This window comes from Pareuzebyella sediminis (assembly GCF_008367235.1).
Classification (GTDB): domain Bacteria; phylum Bacteroidota; class Bacteroidia; order Flavobacteriales; family Flavobacteriaceae; genus Pareuzebyella; species Pareuzebyella sediminis.
This window is the reverse complement of sequence record NZ_VTZS01000001.1, coordinates 716,808-730,363: the sequence shown is the minus strand read 5'-3', so window position 1 is coordinate 730,363 and position 13,556 is coordinate 716,808. Positions and strand designations below refer to the sequence as shown.

General features: G+C 40.6%; 15 protein-coding genes. 4 read left to right on the top strand and 11 right to left on the bottom strand.

What is annotated here, in order from left to right; genetic code table 11:
- Nucleotides 1-31: 31 nt before the first annotated feature.
- From F2B13_RS02900 to F2B13_RS02870, 7 genes are all read right to left on the bottom strand, one after another.
- On the bottom strand, nt 32-790 hold the full coding sequence (locus F2B13_RS02900; RefSeq protein ID WP_149303096.1) for a 3-keto-disaccharide hydrolase: 759 nt from the start codon (nt 788-790) through the stop codon (nt 32-34).
- A 14-nt stretch (nt 791-804) separates the two neighbouring features.
- Complete coding sequence (locus tag F2B13_RS02895) at nt 805-2,115, bottom strand: Gfo/Idh/MocA family protein (protein WP_149303095.1); 1,311 nt, start codon at nt 2,113-2,115, stop codon at nt 805-807.
- 62 nt (nt 2,116-2,177) lie between these two features.
- On the bottom strand, nt 2,178-2,864 hold the full coding sequence (locus F2B13_RS02890) for a 3-keto-disaccharide hydrolase (RefSeq protein WP_149303093.1): 687 nt from the start codon (nt 2,862-2,864) through the stop codon (nt 2,178-2,180).
- Nucleotides 2,865-2,887: 23 nt separating this feature from the next.
- Nucleotides 2,888-3,343 carry a cold-shock protein gene (locus tag F2B13_RS20600; protein ID WP_149303091.1) on the bottom strand — a complete coding sequence of 152 codons (456 nt, stop codon included), beginning with the start codon at nt 3,341-3,343 and terminating at the stop codon, nt 2,888-2,890.
- Nucleotides 3,344-3,529: 186 nt separating this feature from the next.
- Complete coding sequence (locus F2B13_RS02880; protein WP_149303089.1) at nt 3,530-5,143, bottom strand: FAD-binding protein; 1,614 nt, start codon at nt 5,141-5,143, stop codon at nt 3,530-3,532.
- Between the two features lie 5 nt (nt 5,144-5,148).
- Nucleotides 5,149-5,514, bottom strand: a complete 366-nt coding sequence (locus F2B13_RS02875) for a hypothetical protein (RefSeq protein ID WP_149303087.1) — start codon at nt 5,512-5,514, stop codon at nt 5,149-5,151.
- A 475-nt stretch (nt 5,515-5,989) separates the two neighbouring features.
- Nucleotides 5,990-6,205, bottom strand: a complete 216-nt coding sequence (locus tag F2B13_RS02870) for a hypothetical protein (protein WP_149275773.1) — start codon at nt 6,203-6,205, stop codon at nt 5,990-5,992.
- 282 nt (nt 6,206-6,487) lie between these two features.
- Between F2B13_RS02870 and F2B13_RS02865 the strand changes: the two genes are divergently transcribed.
- Both F2B13_RS02865 and F2B13_RS02860 read left to right on the top strand, forming a co-directional pair.
- Nucleotides 6,488-7,960 carry a c-type cytochrome gene (locus F2B13_RS02865; protein WP_149303085.1) on the top strand — a complete coding sequence of 491 codons (1,473 nt, stop codon included), beginning with the start codon at nt 6,488-6,490 and terminating at the stop codon, nt 7,958-7,960.
- 52 nt (nt 7,961-8,012) lie between these two features.
- A complete protein-coding gene (locus F2B13_RS02860; protein ID WP_149303083.1) occupies nt 8,013-8,633 on the top strand; it encodes a hypothetical protein in 621 nt (206 codons plus the stop codon).
- A gap of 314 nt (nt 8,634-8,947) precedes the next feature.
- Here the strand turns inward: F2B13_RS02860 and F2B13_RS02855 are convergent, their stop codons facing one another.
- Nucleotides 8,948-9,745 carry a hypothetical protein gene (locus F2B13_RS02855; RefSeq protein ID WP_149303081.1) on the bottom strand — a complete coding sequence of 266 codons (798 nt, stop codon included), beginning with the start codon at nt 9,743-9,745 and terminating at the stop codon, nt 8,948-8,950.
- Nucleotides 9,746-9,995: 250 nt separating this feature from the next.
- On the opposite strand from F2B13_RS02855, the gene F2B13_RS02850 reads away from it, so the two are divergent.
- Nucleotides 9,996-10,628: a GntR family transcriptional regulator gene (locus tag F2B13_RS02850; protein ID WP_149303079.1), complete on the top strand. Its 633-nt coding sequence runs from the start codon at nt 9,996-9,998 to the stop codon at nt 10,626-10,628.
- 252 nt (nt 10,629-10,880) lie between these two features.
- Nucleotides 10,881-11,021 carry a hypothetical protein gene (locus F2B13_RS20345; RefSeq protein ID WP_198439797.1) on the top strand — a complete coding sequence of 47 codons (141 nt, stop codon included), beginning with the start codon at nt 10,881-10,883 and terminating at the stop codon, nt 11,019-11,021.
- Between the two features lie 17 nt (nt 11,022-11,038).
- Here the strand turns inward: F2B13_RS20345 and F2B13_RS02845 are convergent, their stop codons facing one another.
- From F2B13_RS02845 to F2B13_RS02835, 3 genes are all read right to left on the bottom strand, one after another.
- Nucleotides 11,039-11,320, bottom strand: a complete 282-nt coding sequence (locus tag F2B13_RS02845; protein ID WP_149303077.1) for a protealysin inhibitor emfourin — start codon at nt 11,318-11,320, stop codon at nt 11,039-11,041.
- Nucleotides 11,320-12,336, bottom strand: a complete 1,017-nt coding sequence (locus F2B13_RS02840; protein ID WP_149303075.1) for a M4 family metallopeptidase — start codon at nt 12,334-12,336, stop codon at nt 11,320-11,322. The genes F2B13_RS02845 and F2B13_RS02840 overlap by 1 nt, the downstream gene beginning before the upstream one ends.
- A gap of 97 nt (nt 12,337-12,433) precedes the next feature.
- Nucleotides 12,434-13,531, bottom strand: a complete 1,098-nt coding sequence (locus F2B13_RS02835; protein ID WP_149303073.1) for an amidohydrolase family protein — start codon at nt 13,529-13,531, stop codon at nt 12,434-12,436.
- Nucleotides 13,532-13,556: the final 25 nt, after the last annotated feature.

Sequence of the window (13,556 nt, the reverse complement as noted above, 5' to 3'; positions counted from 1 at the left end):
TGATTAGTTCAAAAAAGCTTTTAAACTTAGACTAATCATTTATGTCAATCTTCTCTACTATTTGATTTTCAGAAGTTACCCCTGAGGGAAGTTCGATGAGACGAAAATTTCTGAAGTGAATTTCTGCGCCTTCCGATTCCAAACATAAATATCCCTTTTTAATGGTCGATTTACTAATACCATTGACAAATTTTCCGTTTACGGATAATTTAATCGTACCGTCAACACAGATTACCTGGTAAGAATTCCATATTCCCTTACCCTTGGCTCTATTCTCTATTGACTTGCTTCGGGTTCCCCTTGGGTTATCCGGAACGGTTTCGACCCCGCCTACGCCAAAAAGTTCACCGTGCACATAAGCAATAGGCGGCTTTTTACCATCCCTGATATTTAGATTTACCCAATCGAGTTCAAGCATTTGCACTTCTACCCCGCCGGGAAGTCTGGATTTTGGATCAGGTTTGGCATCACTCCACACAAAAACTCCGGAGTTTCCACCTGCTTCCATATGTCGCCATTCCACGGTTAGAATGAAATTCTCATATAGTTTTTCAGACCGCATTACTCCTATGGGTGTTCCCTTGCAAATGAGCAGGTCATTTTCGGTCCGCCAAGTATCAGGATCAGTGTTGACATTGACCCATTGAATGCCTTCCCCTTGTTTGCCAGGGTTAGAAAGCAGGGCATCCAGCGTGGTTTCCGAACCAAAGACTATAGGCTTCTCTTGACCCTTTAAGCATACCGCAACAAAACTAAATAGTACTACTGTTAAAAGCTGTTTATTTTTCATGGACGGAATATTTATTATAAAACCTTAGTTTTTCCGGGTATGGCCACTGGAGGCGTCGGCCATTTCAGGTTCCAATCATAGTCCTCGTCCTTCGGCCCTAGATTGTGGTCGGAGTTGTACGCTTCTTCCCAAGTAATTTTCTTTCCGGAATACCCCGCCATACGGGCCCAAATAGCTAACATGGTACTGTTGGCCATCTGTTGGCCATAGTTCAAGGGTGAATTATTTCGAATAGATTCGAAAAGTTCATCATGCTGGGTTTGATACATGTTATTTTCCTCCCCTTCATATTCCCATTTTTCAGCTCCATTAACTTTGTAAATACGCCCTGGGTGTATTTCCGCGGAACCTTCATTTCCAAAAATATCAACGCTGTTTCTTGTATCTGTATCTGATTGTTGCCTTGTAAAATGATATCCTTTGGCGCCATCCGGGTAGGTGAACTCAACAGCAAAGTGATCGAATATATTGCCATATTTTTCATCGGTGCGCACCTGTCGTCCTCCGGACCCCATGGCGGTGATGGGTAATACATCTTTCATGGCCCAAGACATGAGGTCAAGGCTGTGTACTGCTTGCTCGACAATAAAATCTCCTGAAAGCCAATTGTAATAATACCAATTACGCATCTTATAGGTCATATCTGTCCATCCTGGTTGTCGCTCTTTATACCATAGTTCTCCTCCGTAGCGAAAAGTCGATACGGTACTTATTTTACCAATGGCCCCTTGATGGATGCGATCAAAAGCGGCCCTGTTACCGAAACCGAAACGAAAAGTAAAGCCTGCTACTACCGAGAGATTTTTTTCTTTGGCCTTTTTAGCAGCAGCTACTATTCTACGTACTCCGGGAGCATCGACCGCCATGGGTTTTTCACAGAAAATATGTTTGCCACCAGCAACAGCTGCTTCTAAATGAGCCGGGCGGAAAGCTGGGGGCGTAGTCAAGATTACGACATCTACGCCTGAATCTATTACTTTTTTATAGGCATCAAAACCAAGAAATTTATGACTTGAGTCTACTTTAACCCTATCGCCACCAATTTTGACGAGTTCTTTGAGCGAACCTTCCAGTCTATCTTCGAAAACATCACCCATAGCGGTCAGAACAACATCATCTCCGGCCTGCAAGGCTTGTGCTGCTGCTCCGGTACCACGGCCTCCACAACCGATAAGTCCAACCTTAAGTTGATTGTCTTTTCCCGTATATCCCGCCCCGAAGGTACTGCCTGGATATAACAAGGAACTACCGGCAAGAACGATACCTGATTTTTTTATAAAATCTCTCCGTCCAGAACCGGTGGACTTACTTTTAGAATTTTCCATACTACTTATTATGCTGATTTTATTTTTTTTTTGGTAAAGCGTGGACTCAAAAATTAGTGGGTTTAATCACTTAGTTGGTCTATAGGGGTAAGTACCACCTTTCTAAACTCAACCTCAGAACCCTCCGCTTGCAGTGCAATTTGTCCTGAACTGGCCGTGGCGTTATACCCATGATTCACTAAATCTCCGTTCACCCATACCTTGACTTCGTTTTCAAGACACTCTATAGTCATACTATTCCATTCTCCGACCGGTTTTTCAGACCCATCGGTAAGATTGAGAATGCGTCGCTTTTTTCCTTCTGTGATACCCCATTCGCTTTTGGGACCTCTCCTTTCTACCATATTATCAACCTCAATATTTTCGACTATACACCAAAAATCCCCTGCATTTTCGTGCATCATCTGCACTTCTATGGATTTAGGAAACATCTTGTATAAGGATCTAGGGGTGGAAGCAAAAACGAGAACTCCACAGTTTCCGGGTTCCCCGGCAAATCTATATTCCACCTCCAATCGAAAATTTTTATAGATGTCGTCGGTGATAAGATGCCCCCCCGGTGTTCCAAGACTGACCAACATGCCATCCCTCACGATAAAAGGATCACGGGCACCAGAAACACTATCCATTTCGGGAATATCACTATGCCATCCGTTCAAGTCTTTTCCGTTGAAAAGGCTACGAGACTTTTGAGAAACACAGGAAGTGGCTATGGCGACAAGTATGAATAGTAGAACTACTTTTTTCACGGATACCTATTATCTGAACAAAACTAAACTTGCTTTACACGTACGGCATTCATGCCCTTCATCCCCTTCTCCAATTCGAAGGTAACGTGATCTTCCTCATTGATTTCATCAATGAGCCCACTGACATGCACAAAATACTTTTCTTGATTTTCCGTATCTATAATGAAACCAAAGCCTTTTGAGTAATTAAAATATGACACTTTACCTTTTCTTATAGGGTCGAATTCTTCTTGATCCCCTTCTTCTTTTTTTGGGATACCGAGAACTATGTTTTCGGCTTCTACCTTAACCTTAAGGCTTGGATCGGGAGGGGTATCGGTGAGATTACCATTGTGGTCTACGTATGCAAAGGGTATGCCGTCACCACTTTCTTTGGCGGCAGCCTTACGTGCCTCTTTTTTCTTTTGCTTTTCTTCTCGTTTCTTAAGCTTTTTTTTCTCTTTTTCCTTTTTGCTATACGTCTGTTGCGATCTTGCCATTCTTAAATAAAGTGATTTTATGGATTAGAATGATAAGATATGTATTTTATTTCATATTCAAAGAATGTTTGTGGAAACAAAGTCAACAAAAGGTGAAAGAAAACCTTTAATTATGCTAAAGGAAAACCATTAGAATAGTTCAACCTAATAAAAAAAAGATTTAGCTTGGTGATTACAAGTGATTTATTACAAAGAAGCAATCAAATCCTCCAGAGCTTCTTCGTTTTCTTCCTCCTCGGAAAAGAGTCCTAATGTTTTCAAAAAATCGTTGGAAAAGAGTAGCTGCATGTCTTTTGAAAGCAAGGCACTTCGATAGGCCTTCCACGTATCAGCTTTTTCGCCATACATATGGCTTACAAGATTTGGAAAGCCCCAATCCGCATTTTTCCCCCAATGTATCGTAAAGGGAATATCGTTGTCCATTAAAGCAATAATCATACGTCTTGAGAATTCTTTTAAACTGATAAGCTTTCTACTTTTCTTCCATAGAACCCCATCTATTTCGATCATACAAGTAATGGGAAATTTCGCAAAAGATAAAATTGCTTCGGACTGCTTAATAAAGCGCATGGCGAAAATGCCAGGTATGGGGCCATCGGTTTTGGTAAGTTCTGTTAGTACTTTAAGGGCTTTCGCTGAATCGCTATGGTCTACGCCGAAGGAGCATGCAAAGGCAGGACCCTGATAGGGTGCGTCCCAAAATGTTTCCGATAAAGTTCCCGTTGTTACTTCATCCACGGCAGGTAAAATGGTTTTTTCCAAACTTTTGACGAAGGCCGGAATTGATTTTGGGAATTTTCTACTGATTGATATGATAAGATTAATCAAATCACCGTAAATAGACTGTTTTATTATAGGAAATGGGTCGGGATAACTTTGTCGATATGGCTTTTTATAGATGCATTCGACAACATATTCGTTTGCTTCCTTACTATATTGATTAATAAAAACCTTATAGTGGTATGGGGTCGTTCCTTGACCCTGATCATTTGTTTCCTCTTCAATTTTGAAGGGTGAATTTTCAAAATCTAGGCCCTCTGCCAATTCGAGGGCCGTATTTTTGTCTATTTTTCGAACGTATCTCTTGAGCAAAAACAAGTCCTCCGCCTCAATAACCACCCCATGAATGAAACCAAAAGATCCAAGTCCCACTAGGGCCGCATTGAAAAGACCATCATTTCGTATGACCCTAGCGTTTATTTTCTGAATAAACGCATCGGTCAATACTGGTTTTGTATGCCGCTCCAAATAAACTACATCTTCTTCATTGGGACCTATAATTAAATTTATTCCTATGATATAGTCTTGTACAGAACCGACGCCAAAGGCAGATCCGTGAACCCCAGTGGAAATACAGCCAGCTATGGTCTGGCCGTTACTGGCACCAGTAGTTTTAAGTGATTTGCCATGTGCCTCTAAATAGGCCGATATTTCTTTTATGGTATTCCCGCACTGTACTAAAAAAACGTTCTCTGCTTTATAAGGCGATGTCTCGTGTATTTCTTGCCCTGAGAAGTGAGAGCGTAAGTTCATATGTGCATTGAAATGCATTCGGTCACCTTGGTGGGCGATATTAGACATAGACCAAGCTGAACCATGGGCCCGAAAACCCTCATTACTGCCTTGGGCCTCGCCGATTAAACGTCGTATTTCTTGGGCGGCATCATTGTACCGGTCAATTTTTGAAGGCATTATTCCTGAACCTTCCAGTTTTGTCTTATAAAGGGCCTTTAGTTTGAAAGGGCCATTATTATGGAGGGTATCCCATTCTTTTAAAGTGTATTTGGTCGTTCTGGCCATAATATTTAGTTTGGGTCGTCTTTCATGCAGACATATTTAATCTTAACCTTACGTTTTCTTCCAAAGGTAACCGCACTTAAGAGAATCGCACCCAATGTATTTCTGTACTCTATGGTGTGAAGGCGTGCCGAAGGACATAATTCAGTACTTCTTATTAAAAGAGTGAAGTCTTTGGATGTCGCGCTGATAGTGATTACCGTATCAAGTTCTATTACGGCCATACCCCTGTAGTAGTCGGTACGCGTAAGAGGCGCCTCGGGCTCATAGGCTCCTTCAACACTCCTGATGCGAACTGAATAGCACGATTGCAATAATAATAAGGAGAGGATAAAACAACTGAAGGCGAGGATAAAAATTCTTGACAGTTTCATTATAGGCAGTTTATTTTCGGCGGAAATTTAAAGTGGACGAACTTATTATCTTTTACTAAAAATGCCATTACTAAAATACTTTTTTACCTAACGGATTCTTAGTAAAGTTGTACGGATGGCAGTAAATTATGTGCAGACCGCTTTAAAAGATACCCTGCTCACACCTAGCAGTAGCTCTGTGTTTTTGGAAAGTAAGTCTTGATGATTTTTCTGGATTAGCGCAATTGTCCTATCAAAATAATATAGTCATAAGTACCCAGTCAACTTGAGTAGTTTATTCTCATATAGCTATCAATAAGTTTTGGTGCACCCTTTTTTAATCAACAAATAGAAGAGGTTTGTCATGGGACATAGTAAGCCCTTCGCCCCGAAAAACCGAATCATTGTGGGTATTGTTAGAAGGCCAAGGCCTTTATCTGGGCATAGGTACGCTAAAGCTAGTGAATCTTCTTACCTATGAAGTGAAGCTGAGAAATTAGGGCCTGAGCTTAAGACGTTTTTCAATTTTTCGCTTGATAACGGTAATTCTCTTCATCATATCCATTAAAGACTCATCCTTGGTCTTTTTATATACTTCATTTAAAGACAAAATTAGCTCCTTCGCTTCTCTCGATGCATTGACACGGTCGCTTGTCGACATACCTGACCATTTTCTATTTTCAAAATTGGTAGCCCGTTCTAATAAATCCATGAATAATCTAAAATTTAATCCGTTAGCTGCAATCATACTAGTGCAGACTTCCTGTAAATTTGATAAAGTTATGATATAAAACTTTTTTGTCTAAACCGTTTAACATTTGTTTAAACATATAGTTGAAATATACGGTGAACCAGAAGTACTATATGCCCGAAGAACTGTTCATCGATAAATCAGGGTTCTTGTAAACACTGTTTATCGACAATCTACAATATTCGTACCTTTGAATGAAATAAAGTTTTGTCAATTATTGTACATGTTAAGCTTTGGGTTTTGATGACAAAATATCATTATATAGTTGCCTTAATATTGATCTCTTTTCTTGGTGAAGCTTGTTCCACCGATAATGGGGGTTCAAGTTTGCCTTTACCCAAGCCCGATACCGAGTCTCCCTCCCCTACTCCGGATCCGGAACCAGAGCCCGACCCGATCATAGTGAACAGTATATCAGAATCACATCAACGAACAGGGAATGCCGTCATAGGGTATGATTATCTAATTACAGGTGATTATATGAGTTCAGGAATACCCTATCAGGCATTTATTGCCGGTTTTGGGGAAGACAATACGAATAAATTAGAGCGTTTGGGAGACAATGCGGTGATTCCTTACAATTATACTGCAGTTGATGCCCCTAATGGCGTGCGGGTTGTTGCACCCAATTGTATGTCTTGCCATGCCGCGGAAGTCAACGGCAAATTTGTGGTGGGGTTGGGTAACCATTCTTCAGATTACACGACAAACCGCGCTGAAAACATAGCACTTCTCAATAGTGCTATATCATTTTTGTACGGAGGAGAGAGTAGCCCTGAATGGAAGGCCTATGATCAATTCAGAAAAAGTATTATTGCTATTGGACCAAATACAATTTTAGCATCAAAAGGAGTGAATCCCGCTGATAAGATTGCTCAAGTTTTGATTGCCCACAGGGATAAAAACTCGTTAGAATGGTCTGACACCCCATATGTTTCCATACCGGAACAAGCACTGCCTACCGATGTGCCTGCATGGTGGCTGCTCAAAAAGAAGAATGCCATGTTTTACACAGGTATCGGTAGGGGTGATTTTTGTAAATCTTTCATTGGCTCCAGTTTGTTGACTTTGGCCAATAAGGATAAGGCTGAGGAAATGGATGAAAGAATGGTCGATATTTTGGCATATATTCAAAGTATCGAGCCCCCTTCCTATCCGTTCACTATTGATAGCGAAAAGGCTATAGAAGGAAAGGTCGTATTTGAAGAATACTGCGTAAAATGTCACGGTAGTTATGGCGAAGATGCCTCGTATCCTAACCTTATGGTAGCCCTTGAGACAGTTGAAACTGATCCCGAACTCTCTAATTATTATACCCAGTCCTCTGCGATCAATGATTACTTTTTGGATTGGTTTAATACGGGTTGGTTCGGAACCTATTCGGAACCGCTCGAAATCTTTTCAGAAGGAGGTTACATAGCCCCTCCATTGGATGGTATTTGGGCGACAGCACCTTATTTCCATAATGGATCGGTACCCTCACTATACGAAGTTCTTAACAGCGACCTTCGACCAAAGTATTGGAGCAGAAGCTATGACAGTGAAGATTATGATACATCTAAACTGGGATGGAATTATACATTGGAAAGTTCAAAGAAAGATGAAAACACCTATGACACTACTCTCAGTGGATATGGTAATATGGGCCATACTTTCGGGGATGTACTGACAGAGGGGGAAAGAACATCCCTCTTAGAATATCTGAAAACTTTATAGTTTGCATGATTGCATAGGGGGCCATAAGGATTAAATAAGGTGATTAAAAATTATGAATATCTATAAAACATTTCTTAGTATTTTCGCATTTCTGCACGTTGGCTTTTCATGTTTGGCGCAGGAACGTCCCGTAAAAATAGAAACTAAAGAGCTACCCCGTCGATTGGCATTTTATGCCATCAATGAGAACGAGAAAGACTTGGATGTCAAGATTACAATCAAAGGAAAGAATTTTAGGCAAAGTAGGGCAACCCCTAGATTTATTAGAGTGCCTGCCACATCAAAGGTACATCTTCAAACCCTAGTGGTGATGCGGGACAAGCAACCGACCTACACCTACGAACTGGAAGTAAATGATAGTTTGTCTGGCAGGGCCTTGAAACGTGATTATGAACTGATAAAGATTGAGCCCAGAAAGAAGATAGTCCTCTATATTCCGAAACGCTGTGGTTCGTGCGATAGTCTTATAAACTCTTTAGATAAAAGTTATTACCTGTACACTTCCTATGTATTGGCGGTCAACCCGGAAATCAAGAAACAACTAAAGCCGGCTTTTGGAAATCATATAGAATTAGATTCATTAGAGGTTCCTATCGTAAATATGGGCGGTATACTCCATACAAGAATCGAAAACTACGAACAATTGCTTGAGGAATTACACAAACCGGAGTAACAGCAAGCCGCTTGAATTCTTTTCTACATTACCTAACAAGAACAATAGTTTTGCGTTCCCCTCTTTCCTGCCATTACTTAGAAAGTAATGATAATCAAAAACACAACAGATCATGCAAGCAACGTTGACAAAAACTGTTTAACGCCCTTTCAGCGCTATTAGGTAGAAGAGGGTGCTCGGGCGCCGTACCGAAATTTCATTGGGAAGGCAATCACCTGAAGATTAGCTAAAGACGGGTGCTTTGATTTTTAGACAAAAAAGGGAATGAGCATCAAATATGCCCATTCCCTTTTTCATAGCTACTCCTTGTTAACTTAGTCTTCTAAAGAAACTTCCTCGTTTGTACCGTCAGGATATATTATGGAAGCTACATCATTGCAAGTACCATCACCAAAGTCCACAGAAACTTGAAGTCCGTTCTTATTCAATGCCATTAGGCCTTTGCCAATATAATCACAACCAAAGCCGGCCTCTAAGAGTTCGCTAACATCAATGGAATATGTATTTCCGTTGGCTTTAACCATCCATTCACCGTCAATTGTAAGCTTGCTTTCACCAAGTGTCTCACCGAAAATAAAGGCAAACGTTTTGCTTCCTTTTTCAGAAATCTCGGAACCGTCGCCTAGGGTAAGAGTCATGTCGCTCGTAATAATAAAGGACACCGAACTTTCTTGTTGATTTCCAACAAGCGTAAAAGTTCTTGTTCCATCTATACTGGCCGTACCTACTGTAAGATTGTCATAGATAACAGAAAAGGCATGGCTATCAGATTGCTGGCCATAAACGACGGTTAATGTGCCATCGACATTGTCGACATTATCGACACTACAATCGTTAAAAGTGACAGAAAATCCAGTATCTGTATAAACTGCACCATAGCATTCACTGGTTTTGGCCGTCCCACCAGAATTGTCGGCATTAAAGAGGTCGGCTACGACTTGATCGGCTACGCTGGAAAGGTCATCAATTTCTAAAATGGTCTTTAACTCGGTTTGTGAGACTTGTTCGTCTTGTTCTAGGGTATCCTTATCGTCTTTACTACAGCTAAAGACAACTACAGTTAAGGCTGCCAGAGCCATAAAATTACCTGTTCTTTTGAATAAATGGGTCATGTCTAATTTTTATGGGTTTACATGGTAAAACGATATGCCCTGTTCTTTAGTGTTTTAAAATCCAGTTTTAGATGAAATGCACCTGACTAATTGCCCAAATATATGAGACTGAATTTTTAAGGGCTACTTGCATCCGGTCAAAATATTTATATCGGCTTATCAGTGAATCTAATATTTGTTAAACCTTTTTCTTATGTCCCTGCCTATGGATACGATAGGAAAATCGTATACGATAAACTATCTTTGAAGCATGGCTGTCAAAATAAACTATCGTGATAAGGTGAGGGAGTATCTCTTGCAAGAGATGCAACAAGGGGCCTTGGCGCCAGGCCAACGTATTAATTTAGCGGCCTTTTCAAGGGCACTAGGAATTAGTGTGACTCCTATTCGGGAAGCATTGACCCAGTTACAACAATCTCATATTGTGAGGGCTATTCCCAATAAGGGATTCAGTATCGCTGAAGTTAATCATGAGGAGGCCAAGAACCTTTATGAGTTGGTCGCTCATTTGGAAGTATTGGCATTGGAAGAATCAGTATTCGACCATACTTTGATACATCAACTCAAAAAACAACGAAACCTTATAGTCAATGCAAAGAACGCCTTGGATCGCGTAAATGCTTATATGGAGTTTCATAGGTTGTTGACCTCCAACTATAAAAATTCAGTGGTTCAACAAATCTTAAAAGATTTGAAAACACGTGTATTCTTTTATGAAAGGGCGTTTATGGCAGATGACTCCTTTCATTATAATTCGAATGACCAACACGACGCCATAATATCCGCTATCGAGGACGACAATATTCCTTCAGCGGCCTTGGTCTTAAGAATGAATTGGAAATTGATTCAGAACTATATTGAAAAACAGTTAGCCACTTTATAAGGAAAAAGTTATTTAGGTGTCGGAAAGGACGCTTATTTTCCTGCCCCATTCTTTTTTTTGCTCGCAATAGTATTTGATGTTGCTCCATTCGATGAAATAATCACAAAATTTTTGTAAAGTCTTCCGTTCCTATATCGGTAGATAATACTTTTACTTCTAGAACCAAACCATTCGTCGAAACTAAAACCGTTCATCGAAACCAAGACAACATTTTTTAACGCAGCGCGTTGTTCCACTACAAAAAATCATATTATGGCTTATCTGTCCCCTCAAATCGAAGTTTTGGCTAAAAAGAAAAAAAAGGAAGAGGACTCCTTGATTAAGAAAGAGTATTCCTGTGGTATTTTTCAAGATTACGGAGATCTCGACCAAAGCCTACAGGTCGAGAAATAATGGTTTCTGTTTGAACTCTATTTTGTCGATTTACGGTTAGTTTGCCTCACTCTGTCCATAAAATTACGAATCGACCGAGGCATATTGCCTTCTTCAAATTTTCTACGTAAAACCTTGTTATCGTTTTCTATTTTGATTACGTAGCTAAAACCATCTCGAATATCTTGATTTTGGAAACCACCACCCTCTTTCATTCCTTCTAGGATCGATTTGGTTTCTTCTGGGGTTAGTTCTACCTCTCCCTCATATTCCCGGGAAATTCCTGCAAAACCACCTTCGACGATTATCTTGTATTTCATTAGGCCACGATTGGCGTTAGCCCGACTGCTGAAAAGCTTTCCGAAACCACTACCACCGATTCTTTGGCAATTTTATCCTCTTTAATTAAGCTTTGGGCAGTTAGGATCATCGTTTCGAGCATGTCATTAAAATTGGCGGTCCGCCATAATGATTTTAGGGTTTCGAACCACAGCAACGCACAGTCATCTAAACCCATTTTGAGACAACATAGGTAAAATGCCTTGTTTGGGATGCCTGAGTTGATATGCACCCCTTGATTATCTGCCGTTCCATTATAATAATTATCCATATGGTCAGGCTGGGTGTCGAAGTCATTGGCAGTTCCCGGTGCTTTCATAGAGCGTATGGCTATGCCCGGAAATTCTTCCGTAACGACGGCATCACCTATAAGCCAATCAGCTTCCGAAATATCTTGCTGTAGGTATTTTTGTTTGATAACAGTTCCGAAAACATCTGAAAAATGTTCATTTAAAGCGCCTGACTGGCTTCTGTATTCTAGATTTGCGAGAAATTGCGTTATACCATGGGTCAGCTCGTGTGCCACGACATCAATGGCTTTTGCAAAATCCGTGAATTCCTTGCCGTCCCCGTCGCCATAGGTCATTTCATCTCCATCCCAATAGGCGTTATTATAAGCGATACCGTAATGCACATTAGAAATAATGTCAAGACCGTTGCCATCGATAGAATTTAAACCAAAAGTGTTCCTGAAATAATCACGTACAAAGCCAGAAGCTTCAAATGCACTATTCGTCGTCTCATCCGATGTGCTATTCTCTCCTTCTTGGAGTACTAGCGATACCCGTTGTTCATATGTATTCTTACAGTCATAGACAAAACGGGAACCATTCCCACTTACCTCTTCCCGCTGCAAAAGGTGGTTTAAGGCGAAACGACGGCGTTCTTCAATTCTATGGGTATCGTTAAGGGCTTTTTTACAGCTTACGTTACCTCTTTTGGCAAGTTCCTCTAAAATGTAAGGAGGTATAATATGACATTGTATCTTAGAGCACATGATTTTCAGATTTTTGGAGTTTTACGTATATAATTTGGTATTTGAGGTAAAAGGGTAGTTTTAAAAGATACTAACCTAAAACCAGTATTGGTGTCGATCAGTTCTTTGGAAATAAGCTTTTATCTAGACCTGGAATCAGGTTCAGTGCATTCTGATAGTATACTTTTCTAAGTACTTTATCCGGTAGATTAAGTCCGTACATCGCCCAAAACGCATGGTATTTCTTATAATAGGGAAAGTATTCGTCATCGGTTTCAAGAACCCTGAAATAAGTCGGAAATTCTTCGGGTCGCCAGCTATCTTTTCCGAAAAGAATCCGATCTTGATATTTTATGAAAAATTCGCGTGCATTTTTGGGCTGTCGGCCCAATTCGGCAATTACCGCTGCTATGCCAACGTTCATATTCGGAATTTCATCCAGCAAATTTCCAAGTAACTCTAAGTTATTGGCATACCAGCCCATATGGGCATTAATGAACTTTGTGTTCGGATGCTTTTTGAACATACGATGCTGCTCATCAATGATCTGTTGCCAGGGAGCCGGGTCGGTATCCGATCTTTTTCTTCTTGGATGGGTCTTTAGTTCGAGCCACCGCTCATTATCCGCATCCATTTTATCCCAGAATGATTTCGGATCTGCGGAGTGTATAAGTACGGGAATCCCTAGTTCACCACATTTGGCCCAAATTGGGTCTAAGCGGGGGTCATCGACGGCCAATCGATTACCGTCACTATCCATGTTTCGCAACCCTAAACTTTTAAAGACCTTAAGCCCTTTGGCCCCATTCTTCACATCCTCTTCCAACTGTGCCACCGCTTTTTCGGCCCACCCTGAATTTCCGACCCCATCAAAATCGACGTTTGCAAAAACTGCAAACCTTGAAGGGTAGGTCTCCTTTATATTGACTGTACTTTTTTCTAATCGCTCCCCCGAGCCTCCACTTAAATTGATCATTATCCCTTCATTAAGCGCATCCATATCGCTCACTAGTCTTTTCAAATCTTCCTTTTCCATACTCCGTTGGTGACTATGCACGTCTATAAAAGGATACTTTGCCCGTTTAATTTCGTGTACGGGTACGACCAGCGTCGAAGTCGGGTTGTATTCTTCAAAACCCATTTCTTGTGCTGTCAATATAAACGGAACTGTCACCAATAACAGTTGTATAAAATTGATTTTCAATGACTTATTCATAAAATAGAAAGTAATAGTTTATAGG